This is a genomic window from Micromonospora sp. NPDC127501 (assembly GCF_040302185.1).
Classification (GTDB): domain Bacteria; phylum Actinomycetota; class Actinomycetes; order Mycobacteriales; family Micromonosporaceae; genus Micromonospora.
The window spans coordinates 33,493-52,602 of sequence record NZ_JBEORJ010000001.1 but is presented as its reverse complement, the minus strand read 5'-3'; the positions used below and the strand labels follow the sequence as shown (position 1 = coordinate 52,602).

Below are 19,110 nucleotides of genomic sequence, written 5' to 3'. Positions count from 1 at the left end.
TCGTGAAGGGATCAGGCCGACGGGATGCCGACGACCTGGACCTCGACGCCTTCGTTGCGCAGGGACTTCATGGCCCGGTAGAGCGCGACCTGGGCGAAGGTGAAGAGCGAGTCCACGGTGAGTGGCTTGCCGGAGCCGAGGGCAATCGCGTAGATGACCTTGCGGGGCCGGAAGTCCAGATCGACGTCGCGCGCCGATGGCTGCCGCTTGACCATCTCGACCAGTGCGGTGCGGGCGTCAGCCTCGTAGCGGAGCGCGTCGACCGACACTGCGCCCTGGGCGAAGAGATGACTCAAGGCCGAGCTGCCCTTGGCCCGCTTGACGTGGATCAGCTCGTCGCCGGGCCCGAGCAGGTCGCAGGCCTCGAAACCGCGGTGGTGCTGGCTCGTCCGCAGCAGCTTCCGATCCAGCAGGGTCAGACCGCAGACCTCCGCGGCGCGGAGGTTGTACGCCTCCTCGTCCGACAGGTCGGCGGTCCAGGCCGGGAGCGCGAAGCTGGCCGGTCCGGCCAGGATCTGCTCGATTTCGTCGCGGAGGAACTTGCGGTGCTGGTCGCCGATTTCGTACCAGCCGCCCTCGTGCAGCAGGAGCTGACTCTCACCGTGGGCGAGCTGCGCGGTGATCCACCGCGAGGCAGCCGTCGAGCCAATCTCCTCCGCACCGGCTGCATCCGCGTAGAGGGTGACGCGTCCGTTGCAGAGCGACGCCCACCGCTCGCCGTCCGGGACGCCCTCGGTCTGCGCGAGCACGTCCGCCACCGTGAGCTCCGGCACACGCGCCGGAGCGAGGCCGGACTTCGGCACCCGAAGCTTGTACGACCGGATCCGCTCGATCTCGCTGAAGACCCGGCCCGGTACGGCCAGTCCGACCTCCGCAGGCTCCGGCAACCTGAGCAGCCGATCCAACTGCTCTTCTACCTTCGCCAGCCGGGGATCCCGGGCCGGCACCGGTCGGATCTGGGTGATGAACTCCAGGTCAGCGAAGGGTGCCTCCTGCCTGCAGACCCGGTCGATCTCCCGCAGGTCGGCGAGCAGGCTGGCGGGCTCGACACCGAGGTGGATGCGCAGGGTGTCGCTGCCCTCGACCGGGGTGGCCTTGCCGGTGGACCGGCAGACGGTGAGGTTCGGGTTGAACGTCCGCCCGCAGACCTGGCCGACAATCTCGCCCCACTTGTCGATGCCGTACATCCGGATGTGCTGACCGCCCGGGACCATGTTGCGGTCGACGCGGCCGGTGGTGCCGAACACCCGCCGGCGTACCTGCTTGATCTCGTCGGGGGCGAGCGAGCGCACCGCGAAGCCGATCCCGAAGCCCGAGTTGGCCAGGTCCAGGTCGACCATGTGGCGGCCGACGGTGCCGTAGGCGAGTGCGTAGACGTGGTCGTCGACCGCGACGAGCAGCGCGGCACCGCCACTGCTGAACCCCAGGTCGGTTTCCTCTCCGGTCAGCGAGGCGAGCACATCGCACCAGTCGGCCCGCTGGCGCGGCACCGTCCCGTGCACCAGCAGCGCCGGCGCACCGGCGACCAGGCGCTCCTCGACCAGGAAGTCGTGCTGTCGCACGTAGCGGTGGTTGACCGCGTCATGCAGTCCATCGATGGTCGGCGTCACCCGCTCGAGCTGGTAGACCGACGTCAGATAGGTGCCCTCCGGTCGCTCGGGCAGGTCGAGGTCGAAGAGGGTGGGTGCTTCGTACGGCGGATGGGTGACGTCCTTGCGGACGACACGGCGGTTGGTCGGTCTGGTCGTGGTGGCTCTGGTCGTGGTCGGCTGGCTCGCACGGCGCACGTCGATCTCCTCGCGTTGAGAATCGGGGTGGCGGTGGTGCGGGGGAGGGGTGCGCCGAGGACGGGCTTCGCGGGTCCCGCCCTCGGCGCGAGGGGTCAGCTCAGGGCGACGGTGACGCCGCCGGAGAACATCGAGTCGTGCAGCTCGAGCTTGGTGAGCTTGACGTTCTTCGGGATGTCGAAGACCACGACGCCGTTGACCTGGTTGCCGGGGTTGATGTCGTTGAGGAACGTCTCGGCGTTCTTGTTCGCGTAGATCGCCGCGCCGGTGTCAGCGGAATACTCGGTGCCATCGGCCGCGTACGCCTTCTGGCTGCTGCCGTCGAACATCTGCGCTTCCTTGCCGATGTTCTTCACGTTGACCGTGACCAGGCAGAACTGGCCCTGCGCCTTCTGGTCGAGCGGGGCGCTGCCAACCTTGGCGACGCCGCACTTGGACGACTTGACCGTGAACTCGAACTTCCCGTCCCGGGCCGGCTGGCCGATCTTCGCGGTCTTCGCCGGCTTGTCCTCGCTCTTGGCGCCGCCCGCGTTGTCGCCGGCACCGCCCGCGTCGTTGCTGGAGCTGCTCGCGTTGTCGGTCGAGCCAGCGCCGCAGCCGAGGGCGACGACAGCGGTGGCGAGCAGGGCGAAGGTGGTCATCTTGCGCATGGGGGTGCTCCTGTCGTTACGAAAGGGGGATGCCGCGGCTTCGTGCCGCCGGCTCGGTGATGCCGCTGAATCAAAACAGCTATGAGCACGACAGCGCGAGCACAAAGCCGTCGAGGCACTGATAACCCGGGTTACCAGAGTCATAGCTGGACCTGTAGCCGACGGACGTCTACTGTCGACGCGACCGTAGAAGGCGTTCCGAGAAGGGGGCGACACCTGTGAACACCCTGCTCACCGACCTGATCTCGCTGCCTGAGGTCGCGGCCCTGGCTGGTGTGCGCCGTCCGGTCGTCACGACCTGGCGCCGTCGCCACCCATCCTTCCCGGCACCGGCTCAGGTCGAGGCGGGTCGCCCACTCTTCAAGGCACGCGACGTCGTGGAGTGGTTGGTGGAGACCAACCGAGCGGTCCGTTCCACCATCGAGCCTGACCTTCGGCTCCACCTACTCGCCTGTCTGCCCCTGCAGGCCGGCGCCTCGACAGGTGTCGGCCGTCGTCGCAATCTGCGACCCCAGGAGTTGGTGGGGGCGATGACCGCGCTCATCTGCCTGCACCACCTCGATGACGAGCCGCTGCGGCCCGCCGGCTACACGGACCGGCAGGCCATTGACGCCCTCCGCGAACGAGCGGCCGAGGCCGACTGGGACGACCAGTTGCTGCGCAGCGAGATTGACACGCTGCCGTCGGACGCTGCCTGGCTCGCCGAGGTTGTCGACGAGCTGATCGAGGCCGCCTGGGGTTGCGCCCAGGCATACGAGCGGGTGCTCGCCGCCCGACAGCGGTTCGGCGTGCAGGCGCTCTACGAGGAAGCGGTTACGCCGCAGCTGGCCCGATTGATGGCCAGCCTCTCCGGTGCCCGGGAACGCGTTGACGAGCAGGGGTACCTTCAGGTGGCCGACTATCGGGCCGGTGTTGGTGACCTACTCATGACGGTGCGGCATCAGCTCGGCGATCACGAGCCGGTGGTGATCCGTGCGGCCGACTCCAACCCGTTCCTGGTCCGCATCCTGCGGCGTCGGCTGGCGGTGCAGGGCCTGTCACGCGGCAGCTGGCAGGTGGCGACCGCCAGGGGCCTGGCAACGGGCATCTCACCCGCCGATGTCGTGCTCGTGCACGTGCCGTACCGCCCGTCCGAGTCGCGCACCGACACCGACCCGTTCGCCGAGATCAACGAGGTCGCCCGTGGGCTCGCCCCGGGCCAGACCGCCGTGGTGCTCGGACCGGCGGAGCTGCTGGTGGACGCCCTGCCGCCCTATCGGCCGGCGGCCCGCTCCCGTAATGAACTGCTGAGCACTGGTCTGGTCGAGGCGGTCGTGCAGCTTCCCGGCGGCCTTGCATCCTTTCGGCCCGGCTACCGGACAGCGCTCTGGGTGCTTCGCAGGGAGGACCCATCGCCGTGGCAGGGACGGGTGCTGCTCGCCGACGTCTCCGACCGCGCGTTGACGGAACATGTCGTGGACGAGCTCGTCGTCGACATCGTGACCTGGCGGCGGAATGGGCACCGTCCCGAGGAGCACCTCCGGGCGTATGCCAGCCAGGTGAACATCGCCGATCTCACTGCGCCCCGACGCCCCCTCACGGCCCGGCGGCCAGCCCGTGCCCGGGACGTCGTACGCGATGGCAGGGTGACGGTCGCCGAGGTCACCGAGATGGAGGTCGCGCTCGACGACCTCGCCGGGCCGCGACCACGCCTACGCAGCCGCCTGGCCGCACGGGACGAACGGGAGCAACCGGCCACGAGGTCGATCGCCGCTCTGGTCCGCGATGGCCACCTGCAGATCGTCTCAGGGGTGCGCATCGCTGGTGACGACGCGCTAACAGAAGGTCACCACCCGGTGATCGGCCCGGACGAGGTGATCGGGCGAGCGCCGATCGGCTCCCGGCTGATCGACCGCGTGATCTTCGCCGAGCGATACCCACGGGCGCGCCCGACCGAGCCGGGCGACGTGATCGTCAGCCTGACGCCCACACTTCGGGCCCATCATGACACGGAGGGCTTCTCCGTTGTCGAGTTCCCGACCCGGGTGTTGCGGATCCGCCCCGACGGGCGAGCCCGGTTCACGCCGCGGGTGCTCGCAGCCCTGATCAACGCCGCAACGCAGCGACGGGCACCCGGCGCGGTACGACCCTCGTCCCGACTCACCGACCTACAGCTCGCCGTGCTGCCGCCCGCCGACGTCGCGCGCCTCGACGCGCTGCTCACCGCGTCGGAGGTGCGTCGTAACCTGGCCCGCCGTGAACTCGAACTACTTGACGACCTCGACCGCCGCGCTGTGGCCGGGCTCACCGACGGCCTCCTGACCATCGCGGAGGGGCCGCCGCTAACTGGACCGCCTCGGGCCGAAGAGCAAGACTGACCGCACCGCAACGAACGCAAGGAGCAGCATGCCCCCCAGGAAGAGGGCTGCCGGGCAGAACGCACTGCCCGGCATGCCGACCATGGCCGACCTACGCGACACCCTCTGGAAGGCCGCCGACAAGCTGCGCGGCTCGATGGACGCCGCGCAGTACAAGGATTTCGTCCTGGGGCTGGTCTTCCTCAAGTACGTCTCCGACTCCTTCGAGGAGCGGCGCGAGCAGATCAGACAGGAGGTGCTCGACCAGGGCATCCCTGAAGATCGCGTCGAGGCATTCCTCGACGACGCCGACGAGTACGCCGGGCAGGGCGTCTTCTGGGTGCCAGAGGAGGCGCGCTGGACGTACCTGGCGGAGAGCGCCAAGGGAGGCGAGATCGGGCTGCTGCTCGACCACGCCATGGACGTCATCATGAAGGCCAACCACTCGCTGCTCGGCGTGCTGCCGAAGATCTTCAACCGGGACAACGTTGACCAGCGGCGTCTCGGTGAGCTTGTCGATCTGATTACCGACGCCCGCTTCACCGGCCACGGAGATCGCCCTGCTCGGGACGTGCTCGGCGAGGTGTACGAGTACTTTCTGGAGAAGTTCGCCCGCGCCGAGGGCAAGCGCGGCGGCGAGTTCTACACCCCGCGCAGTGTCGTGGGTCTGCTGGTCGAGATGCTGGAGCCCTACTCCGGCCGCGTCTACGACCCCTGCTGCGGCTCCGGCGGCATGTTCGTGCAGGCCGAGAAGTTTGTGCTCAACCACCGGGGCCGACGCGACGACATCGCCGTCTACGGCCAAGAGCTGAACGAGCGCACCTGGCGGCTGGCGAAGATGAACCTTGCCATCCATGGCGTCACCGGCAACCTCAGCACGCGCTGGGAGGACACCTTCCACGCTGACAAGCACCCCGACCTGCGTGCCGACTTCGTTCTCGCCAACCCGCCGTTCAATATGTCGGACTGGGCGCGCAGCGCCGAGGACCCGCGCTGGCGGTACGGCGTGCCACCGGCCGGCAACGCCAACTTCGCCTGGTTGCAACACATCGTCTCGAAGCTCGCTGAGCGCGGCACCGCGGGCGTCGTGCTCGCCAACGGCTCGATGTCCTCAAAACAGTCCGGTGAGGGTGAGATCCGCGCGGCGATGGTCGAGGCGGACCTGGTGTCGTGCATGGTGGCGCTGCCGCCACAACTCTTCCGCACCACGGCGATCCCGGTCTGCCTGTGGTTCTTTGCCAAGGACAAGGGGCCGCAAGGGGCGAAGAAGCTGGCTGACCGGCGCGGCGAGGTGCTCTTCATCGACGCCCGGAACATGGGCACGATGGTCGACCGCACCGAGCGCATCCTCACCGACGAGGACATCGCGAAGATCGCCAGGATGTATCACGCGTGGCGCGGCACCGCGTCCGCCCGAGCCGAGGACCGGAAGTACGAGGACGAGCTGGGCTTCTGCTATTCAGCAACGCTCGACGACATCCGTGAGCACGATCACCTACTCACGCCGGGTCGCTACGTTGGCGCGGCCGAAATCGACACCTCGGGCGATGAGCCGATCGCGGACAAGATCGATCGGCTGAGGAAGGAGCTGCACGCGCACTTCGACGAGTCCGTTCGACTGGAGCACTCGATCCGGCAGCATTTGGAGGGCCTTGATGTCTGAAACGATCATCGGTGCCGTCCCGGACGAATGGCGTCTCACGACCCTTGGTGATCTTTGTAGATCGGGCGGCGGGGGCATTCAAACGGGGCCATTTGGTAGCCAACTACATGCATCGGATTATGTTCCGGTCGGTATCCCAAGTGTGATGCCGCAGAATATTGGGGACAACGTCATCCTGGAAGATGGCATCGCTCGTATAGATAACGATGATGCCCAGCGGCTATCGCGCTATCTCCTGCGTGAAGGAGACATCGTATACTCGCGGCGGGGCGACGTTGAACGTCGGGCACTTGTGAGGAGTCACCAAGATGGGTGGCTATGCGGTACAGGGTGTCTACGGGTGCGCCTTGCGGGATCGGCGGAACCGAAGTTCATTTCCTACTATCTTGGACATCCAGAGGTGCGTTCGTGGATTGTGCGCCATGCTGTGGGTGCCACAATGCCAAATCTGAACACGGCGATCCTTTCCGGCGTTCCTGTCGTCGTCCCGCCAGCAAATACACAGCGAGCTGTCGGTGAGGTGCTCGGGGCGTTAGAAGACAAGATCGCGGTCAACTCTCGGATCCTCGCAACTGCGACCGAACTGGCCGTGGCGCATGGGCAGCGATTGCTTTCAGAGGCGGGCGGGGCTGAGGTGTCTCTCGGGGATTACGCGGAGATCACCAAGGGGGTGTCCTATCGAAGCGCTGACCTTGGGGCTGGGGAGAACTTCTTGGTCACTCTGAAGTGCGTTGGGCGCGACGGGTCGTTCCAGCAAGTGGGCCTTAAACCGTACTCGGGCGAACACAAAGGTTCACAGGCTCTAGAGAGCGGCGATATTGTTGTAGCTCAAACCGATCTGACGCAGCGAGCAGAGGTCATCGGTCGTCCCGTGCGGGTAGTGCCCCTTAATCCAGCGGGCCGACTTGTCGCGAGCCTCGACCTCGTGATCGTTAGGCCGGGCCCTGCCCTCTCGCGAGAGGTGCTTATCGCCCTTCTCGATAGCCAAGATTTTCGTGATCATGCTCTTTCCTATTGCAATGGAACGACCGTGTTGCACATGGGCGCGCGTGCCCTTCCTGACTATCGGTTCAAGATGCCGGGCGGGGCGACGGTGGCAGCCGCTACCGAGTTCATGTCTCCTCTGCTCCTGAAAGGCGATAGCGCCGCACGGGAGAATCGGACCCTTGTCCAGATGCGCGATACGTTGTTGCCGGGGCTGCTGTCCGGGGCGATTCGGGTGCGGGATGCCGAGAAGATCCTGGAAGCGGCGACATGAACGGCGAGGTTTTCGAGCCTGGGCCTGACCTAACGGAGGCGCAGTGGGAGGCCCTCGCGCTGGAGGCATTGGCCGAGATCGGCTGGGAGCCCGTGCCCGGATCGTCGATTGCGCCCGGGACAGGGGAGCGTGAGTCGTGGTCGGAGCTGATCCTGCTCGGCCGGCTGCGTGACGCCATCGCTCGCCTCAACCCGCAGCTTCCTCCGGCGCAGGTCGACGAGACGGTGACCCAGGTGCTCACCGCCCGGTCGCGGGACGCCATGACCGAGAACCGGCGACTGCACGAGTTGATGGTGAAGGGCCTCCGGTCCGTCGTCTATAACGATCAGCACGGTGCCGTGCATAACCCGACCGTTCGCCTCATCGACTTTCGGGACGAGGCGGCCAACGACTACCTGGCCGTAAGCCAGGTAACCGTCACCGAGGGTGATCATAAGCGCCGCTTCGATGTCGTCTGCTACATGAACGGTCTGCCGGTCGGGCTGATCGAGTTGAAGAAGGCCGGTGACGCGTACGCCGATCTGCGGGGTGCCCACCGGCAGGTCGGCACCTACGTCGAGGAGCTGCCGCTGGCCTTCAAGGCCAACGTGGTCTGCCTGGTCTCTGACGGGATCACCGCCCGCTATGGCACCGCCTTCACCCCCTTCGAGCACCTCGCCCCCTGGAACGTTGGCGACGCAGGCGAGCCGGTGCCGCAGCCGCCGAAGCACGACGACGACTTGGCGCTGAACCTGGCTCTCTACGGCCTGTTCACGCCGCGCCGTTTCCTGGAGCTGCTCCGCGGCTACGTCGCCTTCGCCGACGGCGGAGGCGGCGCGATCAAGCGGATTGCGAAGCCCCACCAGTACTTCGCGGTGGAGAAGGCCGTCCGCAAGACCATCGAGGCGACCCGCAGCGACGGCAAGGCCGGCGTCGTGTGGCACACCCAGGGCTCCGGCAAGTCGATGGAGATGGAGTTCTACTCCCACCAGGTCGCCACCCATCCGAGCCTCGGCAACCCGACCATCGTCGTCATCACCGACCGCACCGACCTGGACGAGCAGCTCCTAGAGGCGTTCGTCGCGAGCGAATTACTGCCGGAGCGACCGGTGCAGGCCGTCACGCGGGAGAGCCTACGCACCGAGCTGACCAACCGCCGTACTGGTGGGATCATCTTCACCACGCTGCAGAAGTTCGGGCGTACGCGGGAAGAGCGCGAAGCGGGCCGCCACCACCCGCTGCTGTCGGACCGGCGCAACATCATCGTCGTCGTCGACGAGGCGCACCGTAGCCATTACGACAGCCTCGACGGCTACGCGCGTCACCTGCGTGATGCGCTGCCGTACGCCACGCTCATCGCGTTCACCGGCACGCCGATCTCTCAAGCGGACCGGGACACCCAGGCGGTGTTCGGCAACTACATCGACATCTACGACCTGACCCGCGCCGTGGACGACGGCGCCACTGTCCGCGTCTACCACGAGAGCCGGCTCATCCCGGTCGACCTACCCGCTGACATCGACCCGGAGACCATCGACGAACGGGCCGACACCGTGACCGCCGGGCTGGACGACGCTGAGAAGGCCCGCATCCAGCGCACCGTCGCGGTGATGAACGCCGTCTACGGTGCCCCCGACCGGGTGGAAGCCCTCGCCGCCGACCTGGTCGCGCACTGGCAGACCCGATCCGAGCAGATGCGCAAGTACATCGGGGGGCCTGGCAAGGCGATGATCGTCTGCGCCACCCGCGACATCTGTGCTCGCCTCTACGACGAGATGATCGCGCTATTGCCCGACGGTTGGCACTCGGACGCCGACGACCTCGGCAAGATCAAGGTCATCTACACCGGCGGCCCGGACGACGAGCCGCACATCCGCAAGCATGTCCGACGGCCGTCACAGACGAAGGTGATCCGGGCGCGCGCGAAGAACCCCGACGACGAGCTGGAACTCGTCATCGTCCAGTCGATGCTCCTCACGGGTTTCGACTCTCCGTCGCTGCACACGCTCTACCTCGACAAGCCGATGCGCGGAGCGGCGTTGATGCAGGCGCTCGCCCGGGTCAACCGGACCTTCCGCGGCAAGGAGGACGGCCTGCTGGTCGGGTACGCCCCGATCACCCAGAGCCTGCACGAGGCACTCGCCGAATACACCAAGAGCGACCAGGACACCAAGCCTGTCGGGCGGGACACCGACGAGGCGATCGCCAAGCTGCGGGACCTGCACGACGTCCTCTGCGGCACGATCCTCGCCGGGTACGACTGGCGGGGTGTGTTGAGCTCAGGCGCCAAGAACGCCTTCATGAACGCCGCCTTCGGCACCATCGACTACCTACGCGACCCGAGCCTGCCGGAAAACCAGCCGGAGCCGGGCGAGCCGAATCTCGCCGAGCGCTTCCGGCGGGCCGCAGCCACCCTCGACCGGCTCTACGCCCTCTGCTCCAGCAGCGGCGACATCAACGACCTCCGGGACGACATCGCGTTCTTCCAGGCCGTCCGCGTATGGATGGCCAAGTTCGATGTGGAGGACCGTCGCTCGCGGGGGCTGCCCATCCCGGCGGAGGTGGCGCTCTACCTGCGGCAGCTGACCGCCGGCGTCATTGAGGCTGGTGGAGTCACCGACATCTACGCCGCCGCCGGCATCGACCGCCCGGACCTGTCTCATCTGGACGAGGCGTACTTGGAGCGGCTGCGCGCATCCAAGACGCCGAATCTGGCGATTGAGGCGCTCCGGCGAGCCATCGAAATGACGATGCGCAAGGTGACCCGGCACAACATCGTGCGGCAGGAGGCCTTCTCCGCACGGCTGCTTGAGCTGATGCGCCGCTACACCAATCAGAACCTGACCTCGGCGGAGATCATCGCGCAGTTGGTGGCGATGGCGAAGGAAGTGAGCGCCGAGGCCGAGCGGGGTCAGCAATTCAGCCCTGCGCTGACCGATGACGAGCTGGCCTTCTACGACGCGGTCGCGGAGAACGAGTCGGCCGTCGTGGTAATGGGGGAGGGGCAACTCGCCGCCATCGCACGCGACCTGGTCAAGTCCGTCCGCCGGTCCATCACCATCGACTGGACCTCCAGGGACGACGTACGCGCCAAGCTCCGCTCTACGATCAAGCGTCTACTCGCTGTGCACGGCTACCCCCCGGATGCTGCCGAGGAAGCCATCCGGCGTGTGCTCCTGCAGACCGAAACCTTCGCCGAGGAGTGGTCACCCGAGGCGCTAAGCTGACCGATCTCTCCAACACCGTCGAGAGGGCCCCTTTATGCCATCGCGTCCTCGATCAGCGCCCGTTAAGGCCTTGTGGTTCTGTGCAGATTGGCTCGAGTTCAAGGCGGTCGCCGATGAGTGACCTGCGTGCCGTCGTCGAGCAGTGCGTGGAACGGCAACGGCGCTACCGCCAACCCGGCCAGCGGCTCAACGAGCAGAACACCAAGGCTGCGCTAATCGACCCGGTGATTCGGGCACTTGGCTGGGATCTCTTCGACACCGACGAAGTGCACCGTGAATACAAGCGGAGTGGTCACGAGAATCCGGTCGACTACGCCCTGCTGCTGCTGCGCACCCCGCGGCTATTCATCGAGGCGAAAGGGTTGGGGGAGAACCTCGACGATCCGCGCTGGGCCAATCAGACCATCGGCTACGCGACGATGGCTGGCGTGGAATGGGTCGCCCTGACCAACGGCGCAGAGTGGCGGGTCTACAACGCTCACGCCCCGGTGCCGATCGAGGACAAGCTTTTCCGTTCGGTGCGGCTGGAGGACGACATCGATGCCGCCCTCGAGTTGTTGTGCCTGCTCAGCAAGGAAAACATGGGGGACAACCGGATCGAGGAGCTGTGGAAGAGCTACTTCGTTGACCGGCAGGTCCATGCCAAACTGACGGATCTGTTCGCCGGATCGGATCCCGCGCCCGGACTGGTTGACCTGCTTGACAGCCGAATGCCGAGGTTGAGCCGCGAGGAAATCCGCCAGAGCCTTGTCCGGGCGCGGGCCACCTTCGACTTTCCAACGTCGGTGGCTGTAGCCGTGCAGGCCCAAGCGCCAGCCTCTCCACCGCAGGCGCACGAGGCTCCCGTGCAGAGATTGACGTCCGAGCCGGCCCCGCCGCCGGTATACCAGTCGCCGCCGACCAGAAGCTCGAAACGAGGATCACCGGTGACACCGGACGAGCGGAGGCTGAAGCTCGTGGATCTTCTTGCAGCTGGGCGGCTGCGGCCGGGGACTACGCTCTTTGGCCGCTACCTCGGTGAGCAACACACAGCGGAGCTGTTGGCGGATGGCCGGGTTCGCTATCGGGAAAACGTTCACAACTCACCCTCCCGCGCGGGCGAGGCGGTGAAGATCGCGATTCATGGCCGGGACATCACCGACACCCGCAAGGCGACTGACGGGTTCGACTTCTGGCAGGCGCAGGATGCGGTGGCGGGTGACGTTGTCAAGCTCAAGGAGATCCGCCGTCGCGTCGCCTCGGGCAGGTAGCAATGCCACCTGGTTGGCTTGGACTGTCCGACATCATTGCTGTACTCGATGACGAGCGGTCACTCGACGATCTGCGGCGGTACTTCGCTACCGGCCCGAAGTCCTGCTTGTTCACCGCAGTAAGTTTGAGGCACTGGGCGGCGACCCAACAGGCATGTTTCGTAACGTCGTGACCGCCGAGGACCTGATCGCCGTCGAGATGTTGAGCGTGCGCGTCCCGCCCATGGTCGCGCTCGAACTCCTGCAGGGCGAGCTCGGTCAGCAGATCAGTGATGAGCTACGCGAGATACCGATCGCCGTGGACCTGAGCGATGAAAGGGCAAAGCGGTACATCGACGACAACGGACCGGCAGACCGTGCGTGGCACCTCCTTGTGGGCTGTCACGGCGTGAACAAGACCATCGCCGGGAAGCTCCTCGCCCGCAAACGACCGAGGCTCATCCCGGTCTATGACAATGTTGTGGCCTGCGCCCTGCACGGGCGCTGTGGATTCTGGCTCTGGCTCTACGACCAGCTCCGGGCCGACGGCTTCAGCCTGACCAACCGGTTGCGGAGACTTCGCGCCGAGGCCGGTATCCCAACTCTGGTGTCCGACATCCGAATACTCGACGTCGTGATCTGGATGCGTCACCAGCCTCAACACCAGCGCAAGAACTGTCCTGGCATGACGGTACCGAGTAGGACGGCGGAGTTGTGACGCTAGAGGAAGAGGACGAGGACTACACCGCGAAGTCTGCGGATGCCAGTCGGATGGGGAAGACCGCTGAGCATCTCGTGGCAGCGTTCTGCATCCTGGCCACCCGTGGGATGCTAAACGTGTCGACAGCGCTGGTCGACGACGAAGGGGTCGACCTCGTCTTTCACCGTCGCAACTCCACGGCGACGCTAGCGGTACAGGTCAAGGCCCGGATGTCCGACAGCAAGCGAGTGCGCTCCGAGGGCTTCGTCGCGTTCGTCCGTGCGCAGACCTTCACCCCTCGGCCGGCACTTGATCTGCTCTTCGTGGCGGTCGATGTTGCCCGCGGCGCGGTGATGAAAGCGTGGCTCGTGCCGAGCGAGATCTATGCGGCCACACTCACCGCACCCAACAGCCGGGGCCGGTACCGGTTTGTAGCCTCGATGAAGCCAGAGTCCAACGATCGATGGCGTCCGTACCGCCTGGAGGCGGAGGAGTTGCCCCAAGCCGTCCTCAAGCGCTTGGAAGAACTGGCCATGCCTAGCATCGCCTAGGAGGATACGAATGCTGTAGGCGGAGCGCGTTCTGCCTCTCACATGGCTGTCGTCCCAGCCGCGCGGGTCATCGAGCAAGGCCCTCACGCTTGATCGCGGCGAGGAACGCCCTCCATGACCGAGGAGGATAGGACAATGCCGGGCAAGCGGGGTTCTTGGAATCCCGCACGGCCACGATGCCGGGGAGGTTGGTGGCGACCTCGACGCAGTCGCCGCCGTTGTCGCCGCTGCGGGTGCTCTTGCGCCAGACGGCGCCGGTCAGGTCAGTCATGCCGCATCTCCCCAGCGATCCGTTTGATCATGTCAGTCGATTCTGCCTCGCTGAGGGCCAGCGCATCTAGCCCTCGCCAGACGCGTTGGTAGGCGGCCAACTCGTCGGGCTTGTCGAGGTAGATCGCCCCGGTCAACGACTCGCTGTAGACCACGGATGGCTCTGGCGCGGCACGGCCCCCCTTGGTCGTCGGGAAGTCGAGGATCACGAAGGATCCTGCGACCGCGCCGGGCTGGGGGCCTGCTGCCAGTGGCAGCACCCTGACGCTGACGTTCGGTAGCTCGGACAGCTTGGTGAGGTGGGCGAGTTGCTCGGTCATGACCGGAGAGCCGCCAACGCCACGGCGGAGTACCGCCTCAGACAGCACGGACTCAACCCTAGGAGCAGCCGGCAAGCGCCGAAAGAGCAACGCCTGCCGTTGAAGTCGGACCTGTACCGCCCGCTCGCAATCCTCCTCGCTCAGTATCCCGCCGAGGCGGTAGAGCGCGTGGGCGTACTCCTTGGTCTGAAGGATCCCCGGGATGAGCGACTCGTCGTAACGGCGGAGGCGGGAAGCGGCGGATTCCAGGCCCACGTACAGCTCGAACCAGCTCGGCACCGCGTCGCCGTACGCGTGCCACCAGCCCTTGGACTTCGTCTCCGCAGCCAGCCCGCGCATCGCCTCGGTCATCTCGGGCGACACCCCATACAGCTCGCACATCGCCTTGACGTCGAGGACACGGACCGAGCCCTGGCCGCATTCGAGGCGCCAAATCTTCTGCCGGCTGTACTCCAGGGCCTCGGCGGCGGCGTCGAGCGTCACCCCGGCCTCATTGCGGAACTGCCGCAGCAGCCGGCCGAGTTGCCGGCGCGGAACAGTCGATCCGATGTCTTCGGGCATCCGCACACTCCCTGGTTCCAACACGCAACACTGCGTGACCCGCTCCTGCAACTCCTACGGGTTTCAGCAAAGAAAGTCAATGCACAACAGCGAAATTACGGTTTAGAACGTTGCGTTTCCACTGCGGACTGTCGCAGGCTGGTCACAGCACGGCAGCCGGCCGGTCCCCCCGAACGGCCGCCGTGTTTCCCCGAACACCCCTCGCCCCTCCGCATTAGGAAGGCAGGCAGGCATGAACGCAAAAAACCAGCGACCAGGGACGGCGAGCGGTGGCGCTACCTACCGCTCCGCCGCGTACACCAGTCTGCTGCCGTGGCAGGTGCGTGAGCGCCGCTTCGCGTCGGTCGGGTTCGGACGTCGCGGTTTGAACCCCGACGACGTGTACGCCTTCCTCGACCGGGTCGCCGTCGACATGGCCGCCGTCTACGCCGCCCTCGCCGAGAGCCGCCGCGAGACCGCCCGGATCAAGGACGGGCTGCGTCGCTGGCAGACCGATCAGGCCCGCGTCCGCAACGAGCGGGACCAGGCTCGATGAGCCAGCGGTACGTCGTCCACCTGCCCGTCGTTGCCAACGACCTGGCTGCCGCGCAACGCCTGGCCAGGGTCATCGGACGCTGGATGCTGGTGCTGCCGATGACCGACCCGGGGGAGACCACCGTCTCCGAAGAGGACCATCAGCTCGTCCGGCACCGGGTCTTCTGCGACCTGCTGATGCCCGGCGGCCGGCGCTGCCTGCTCCGCGCCGACCACGACGGGCCCTGCTCCCGCCGCCTGCGCCGTTGACAGCCGGTCCAACCCGAGATACCTGCGGCGCGGGTGCGCGTGCTTCTACTACTGGTCAGGGCATAGGCGGTACCGATCCTACGAGCCGTAGTCACGCATGGCTATCGATCGATTGCAGGATGTGCTCGGCGTGAAGCGCCGGTAATCCTGAGGGGCCAGCCCACGGCAGCAGGGGGATTCATGGGTAGTCCCGCACGTCGCCGTCATACGCCTTCCAGTGAGCGTCAGCTACGCCTGGTGCCAGATCCCACCGCCCAGGCAGTGGCTGCCTTTGGTGCCCGAGTCGCGGAGAAAACCGGTCGGGGCGGCGATCCCGAGGACCAGTTACGCAGTCCTCTGGAAGAGCTGCTTCGTCGCATGGGCCGGCACCTGGGAGTCGACGCCGTTCCCTACGGAGAGGTCCGGCTCGACGTGGTGCGTGCGCGCCCCGACTTCGCCGTGGACGTCGGGGGAGTCCGCGTCGGGTACGTCGAGCTGAAAGCCGACGGGCACGGGATCCCCTCGACCTGGCGTCGCCCCACGAAACGTGAGCGCCTGCAGTGGGAGAAGCTCAAGGCCCTACCGAACGTCCTCTACTCCGACGGCACTGCCTGGGCGAGATACACCTACGGAGAACTGGCTGGCTCCGTTGTTCACCTGGAGGGCGACCTCTCCGGCGGTCGGCGCCCGCTGCGGGCGAATGGGCCCGAGTTCGAAGCCCTCATCCAGGAGTTCCTGCTGTGGGAACCCGAACAGCCGCGAACCCTGGCCCAGCTCATTCGGATCGTCGCCGGGCTGTGTCGGCTGCTGCGCGACGAGGTTGGTGCGATCCTCGCGGACCCCACCCGTGATCTGGCCCACGAGGAGCTGTCGCTGCTCGCCGATGACTGGCGTGACCTGCTGTTTCCCGATCTGGATGACGCCGGCTTCGCGGACGCTTACGCCCAGACCGTCACCTTCGCACTGCTCCTTGCCCGCATCGACGGAATCGTCTTCGACGAGACCCCGATGCACGAGATCGCCCGTCTGCTCGGCAAGAAGCACTCCCTCATGGGCCGGGCTTTGGCGGTGCTGACCGACAACGACGCCGCCTACGAGCTTCGGATGATCGATACCTTGTTGCGGGTCATCGGTTGTGTGGACTGGAGCACCATCGACAACGGGCGGGGTGATATCCACGCCGACTTGTACGAGCGCTTCTTGTCCATTTACGACCCCACGCTGCGGCGGCGCAGCGGATCCTTCTACACTCCACAGCCCGTGGCGGGTGCGGTCGTCGACTTTGTGGACGAGATTCTGCGTGACCGGTTCGATCGTTCGTGGGGGTTCGCCGCCCATGATGTCACTGTCGTGGATCCCGCCATGGGTACCGGAACCTTCCTAGTCGAGGTGTTACGAGCGGTCTCGGCGACGATCGACGCCAAGCAGGGTGCGGGCGCGCGAGGACCACAATTGCGGCAGTTCTTCCAACAGCGTCTCGTTGGCTTCGAGATCCAGGCCGCACCCTACGCCGTCACCGAACTTCGGCTGCATCAGGCGATGAAGGCGCAGTTCCGCACCGAACTTCCCCCATCCGAGTACCGGTTCCTCACCGACGCGCTGGAAGATCCCGATACTCAGCAGGGCCGGCTGCGGGCAGCGTACCGGGTCATCGAACGCTCTCGCCTGGAGGCGAACCGGATCAAGCGTGAGATGCCGGTCATGGTTGTGGTGGGCAACCCTCCGCACGTGGAGAACACGCGAGGCCGAGCACCGTGGATCGAAGAGCGGCGGAAGACGCCCCTTCTTCCGGGCACCTGTCCCGATCGGCCCTCGCTCGACGAGTTCCGGGTGCCCGGCGGAGGCCGCTACGAGTCGGACCTCTACGGGCTGCCCTGGTGCTTCTGGCGCTGGGCGCTGTGGAAGGCGTTCGAGGCTCACCCCGGGGAACCGCAGGGGATCGTGGCCTTCGTGACGCCGTCGAGCTTCGTCAAGGGCAAGTCCTTCGAGGGCATGCGCGAGTATCTTCGACGAACCTGCGACGAGGGATGGATCATCGAGCTGTCCCCTGAGGGGAACCGACCACAGCAACACACCCGCCTTTTCGGTCCGGACGTCGGCCGGCAGCTCTGCGTTGCAATCTTCGCTCGCTACGGCCAGGGCGACCGGACGACCCCGGCGACTGTCAGGACCCTCGCAGTGACCGGCGCGATGGAGGACAAACTCCAGCGGTTGCAGGAGCTGTGCCTCCCCGACCCGGGGTGGCAGCGTTGTCGCGCGGACTGGCGGGCGCCGTTCCTGCCAGAATCCGACACCGACTGGGGCCGCTACCCGGGACTGAAGCAGCTCTTTCCGGAGTCGTCCCGCGGTGTGACGGCAGGACGGACCTGGATCTATTCCCCGGACGCCGATACCCTGCGCCGCCGCTGGCGCAGGTTTATCCAAGCTGGGGAGGGCCTGCGCCGACGGATGCTGCCCGAGTCCCGGGACCGCAAGCTCGACACCGTCGTCCGTCCGCTGCCCGGGATGCCGGGACCGGCCGGGCCGCTCGCTGCGGAGACGGGCCCGGCGCCGACGGCGGTAAGGGTCGCCTACCGCTCCTTTGACCGACAGTGGGTGCTGCCGGACAGCCGGCTCATGGTGATGCCACGACCACCGCTGTGGGCAGTCCGGTCACCGCACCAGATCTACCTGACCGAGCAGAACAGCCAGCCGATCGACAGCGGTCCGGGCGTGACCTTCACCCAGCTGATACCCGACCTGCACCACTACAACGGACGCAGCGGGCGGGTCTTCCCGCTCTACTGCGACACCTCGACAGAGCGGCCCAACATCGCACCAGGGCTATGCGGAATGCTGGCCGAGACGCTCGGTACCGAGGTGGCGGCCGCCGATGTGATGGCCTACGTCGCCGCAGTCACCGCCCATCCCGGCTATACCGAGCGGTTTCGGGAGGAACTGCAGCATCCCGGCGTACGGGTGCCGCTGACCGCGGATGCCGAACTCTGGGCCGCAGCGTTGTCGATCGGTCGTGAGGTGTTGTGGCTGCACACCTTCGGGCAGATCAGCCTGGCAGAGCACCCGATGTCGTTCCGCGACTTCGTTGACGAGGCGGCGCCAAGGGTGCGGACGGCGATACCGGACGAGCCGGGAGCCCTCCCCGACAGCATCTCCTGGGAAGCGGACAGCGAGACGTTGCTGGTCGGCAGCGGGCGCATCGCTCCCGTACACCGTCGAGTCTGGGAGTACGACGTTGGTGGGATGAGAGTTCTGCGGCACTGGTTCAACTATCGCTGCGCACACCAACGCCACCGACGTCGCTCCTCTCCGCTGGATGACGAGGAGCTGAACCGGTGGAGCAGCGACCTGACCGACGAGCTGCTGGAGATCCTCGCGGTACTCGGCGGTTGCGTGGCTGTGGAACAGCGGCAGGCGGACCTACTGGATCGCATCTGCGCCGGTCGGCTGATCTCCGTGGCAGACTTGGCGGCCGGTGGCGTCTTGCCGATACAGGGAGCCGCCAAGCTCACCACGGTTGACGAAGGGCGCAGCCCGAGATTGTTCTGACGGCTTCCCGTCGATGCACCCTTCCGATCGCTTGCGGAACCTCAACAGGCGTAGCAGTGCCCGCAGAGCAGCCGTCGTATCGTCTCCGGATTGGGGCCCTCACCGCCCCAGCGCCTCGTCGCAGGTGACGGCGTATCCGCTCTGGTGCAGCTTCGCCAACAGCTCGCGCGCCCGTGCCGATTTATCGGGATCGAGGATGTCGCCGTAGCGCGCCGTGGTGATTCGCCGTCTGCTCCGCGGTGAACACCGCGGCCCCAGCACCCGCCGCCTG

At 66.5% G+C, this 19,110-nt stretch carries 14 protein-coding genes; 10 read left to right on the top strand and 4 right to left on the bottom strand.

Features of this window, described 5'->3' with window-relative positions; all coding sequences use genetic code 11:
• Positions 1 to 11: 11 nt before the first annotated feature.
• Together ABTW72_RS00205 and ABTW72_RS00200 are read right to left on the bottom strand one after the other, a co-directional pair.
• Positions 12 to 1,787, bottom strand: a complete 1,776-nt coding sequence (locus tag ABTW72_RS00205) for a DUF6119 family protein (protein WP_350852095.1) — start codon at positions 1,785 to 1,787, stop codon at positions 12 to 14.
• 95 nt (positions 1,788 to 1,882) lie between these two features.
• Positions 1,883 to 2,437, bottom strand: coding sequence for a DUF4352 domain-containing protein (locus ABTW72_RS00200; RefSeq protein ID WP_350852092.1), 555 nt, complete (start codon positions 2,435 to 2,437; stop codon positions 1,883 to 1,885).
• Between the two features lie 218 nt (positions 2,438 to 2,655).
• Here ABTW72_RS00200 and ABTW72_RS00195 point away from each other — a divergent pair, with 218 nt between their 5' ends.
• The 7 genes from ABTW72_RS00195 (at position 2,656) to ABTW72_RS00165 (ending at position 13,380) form a co-directional block, all read left to right on the top strand.
• Positions 2,656 to 4,794: a hypothetical protein gene (locus tag ABTW72_RS00195; RefSeq protein WP_350852089.1), complete on the top strand. Its 2,139-nt coding sequence runs from the start codon at positions 2,656 to 2,658 to the stop codon at positions 4,792 to 4,794.
• 28 nt (positions 4,795 to 4,822) lie between these two features.
• Positions 4,823 to 6,436: a class I SAM-dependent DNA methyltransferase gene (locus tag ABTW72_RS00190; RefSeq protein ID WP_350852086.1), complete on the top strand. Its 1,614-nt coding sequence runs from the start codon at positions 4,823 to 4,825 to the stop codon at positions 6,434 to 6,436.
• The gene (locus tag ABTW72_RS00185; RefSeq protein ID WP_350852084.1) at positions 6,429 to 7,694 is read left to right on the top strand and encodes a restriction endonuclease subunit S; all 1,266 of its coding nucleotides are present in this window, start codon (positions 6,429 to 6,431) and stop codon (positions 7,692 to 7,694) included. The genes ABTW72_RS00190 and ABTW72_RS00185 overlap by 8 nt, the downstream gene beginning before the upstream one ends.
• Positions 7,691 to 10,900 carry a type I restriction endonuclease subunit R gene (locus ABTW72_RS00180; protein ID WP_350852081.1) on the top strand — a complete coding sequence of 1,070 codons (3,210 nt, stop codon included), beginning with the start codon at positions 7,691 to 7,693 and terminating at the stop codon, positions 10,898 to 10,900. The genes ABTW72_RS00185 and ABTW72_RS00180 overlap by 4 nt, the downstream gene beginning before the upstream one ends.
• Positions 10,901 to 11,013: 113 nt before the next feature.
• Entirely contained in the window at positions 11,014 to 12,150 is a 1,137-nt protein-coding gene (locus ABTW72_RS00175) for a restriction system modified-DNA reader domain-containing protein (protein ID WP_350852079.1), read from the top strand.
• Positions 12,151 to 12,253: 103 nt separating this feature from the next.
• A complete protein-coding gene (locus tag ABTW72_RS00170) occupies positions 12,254 to 12,847 on the top strand; it encodes a DUF6308 family protein (protein ID WP_350853907.1) in 594 nt (197 codons plus the stop codon).
• Positions 12,844 to 13,380 (top strand): hypothetical protein, encoded by a 537-nt coding sequence (locus ABTW72_RS00165; RefSeq protein WP_350852076.1) that lies wholly within the window; start codon positions 12,844 to 12,846, stop codon positions 13,378 to 13,380. The genes ABTW72_RS00170 and ABTW72_RS00165 overlap by 4 nt, the downstream gene beginning before the upstream one ends.
• Positions 13,381 to 13,447: 67 nt before the next feature.
• On the opposite strand, the gene ABTW72_RS00160 is transcribed toward ABTW72_RS00165, so the two are convergent.
• Together ABTW72_RS00160 and ABTW72_RS00155 are read right to left on the bottom strand one after the other, a co-directional pair.
• Entirely contained in the window at positions 13,448 to 13,651 is a 204-nt protein-coding gene (locus ABTW72_RS00160; protein ID WP_350852073.1) for a DUF397 domain-containing protein, read from the bottom strand.
• Positions 13,644 to 14,531 (bottom strand): helix-turn-helix domain-containing protein, encoded by an 888-nt coding sequence (locus tag ABTW72_RS00155; protein WP_350852070.1) that lies wholly within the window; start codon positions 14,529 to 14,531, stop codon positions 13,644 to 13,646. The genes ABTW72_RS00160 and ABTW72_RS00155 overlap by 8 nt, the downstream gene beginning before the upstream one ends.
• A 232-nt stretch (positions 14,532 to 14,763) precedes the next feature.
• Here ABTW72_RS00155 and ABTW72_RS00150 point away from each other — a divergent pair, with 232 nt between their 5' ends.
• The 3 genes from ABTW72_RS00150 to ABTW72_RS00140 all read left to right on the top strand — a co-directional run bounded on the left by ABTW72_RS00150 (position 14,764) and on the right by ABTW72_RS00140 (position 18,839).
• Positions 14,764 to 15,066: a DivIVA domain-containing protein gene (locus tag ABTW72_RS00150; protein ID WP_350852067.1), complete on the top strand. Its 303-nt coding sequence runs from the start codon at positions 14,764 to 14,766 to the stop codon at positions 15,064 to 15,066.
• Positions 15,063 to 15,314 carry a hypothetical protein gene (locus ABTW72_RS00145; RefSeq protein ID WP_350852064.1) on the top strand — a complete coding sequence of 84 codons (252 nt, stop codon included), beginning with the start codon at positions 15,063 to 15,065 and terminating at the stop codon, positions 15,312 to 15,314. The genes ABTW72_RS00150 and ABTW72_RS00145 overlap by 4 nt, the downstream gene beginning before the upstream one ends.
• Before the next feature lie 237 nt (positions 15,315 to 15,551).
• Positions 15,552 to 18,839 carry a type ISP restriction/modification enzyme gene (locus ABTW72_RS00140; RefSeq protein ID WP_350852061.1) on the top strand — a complete coding sequence of 1,096 codons (3,288 nt, stop codon included), beginning with the start codon at positions 15,552 to 15,554 and terminating at the stop codon, positions 18,837 to 18,839.
• Positions 18,840 to 19,110 lie beyond the last annotated feature (271 nt).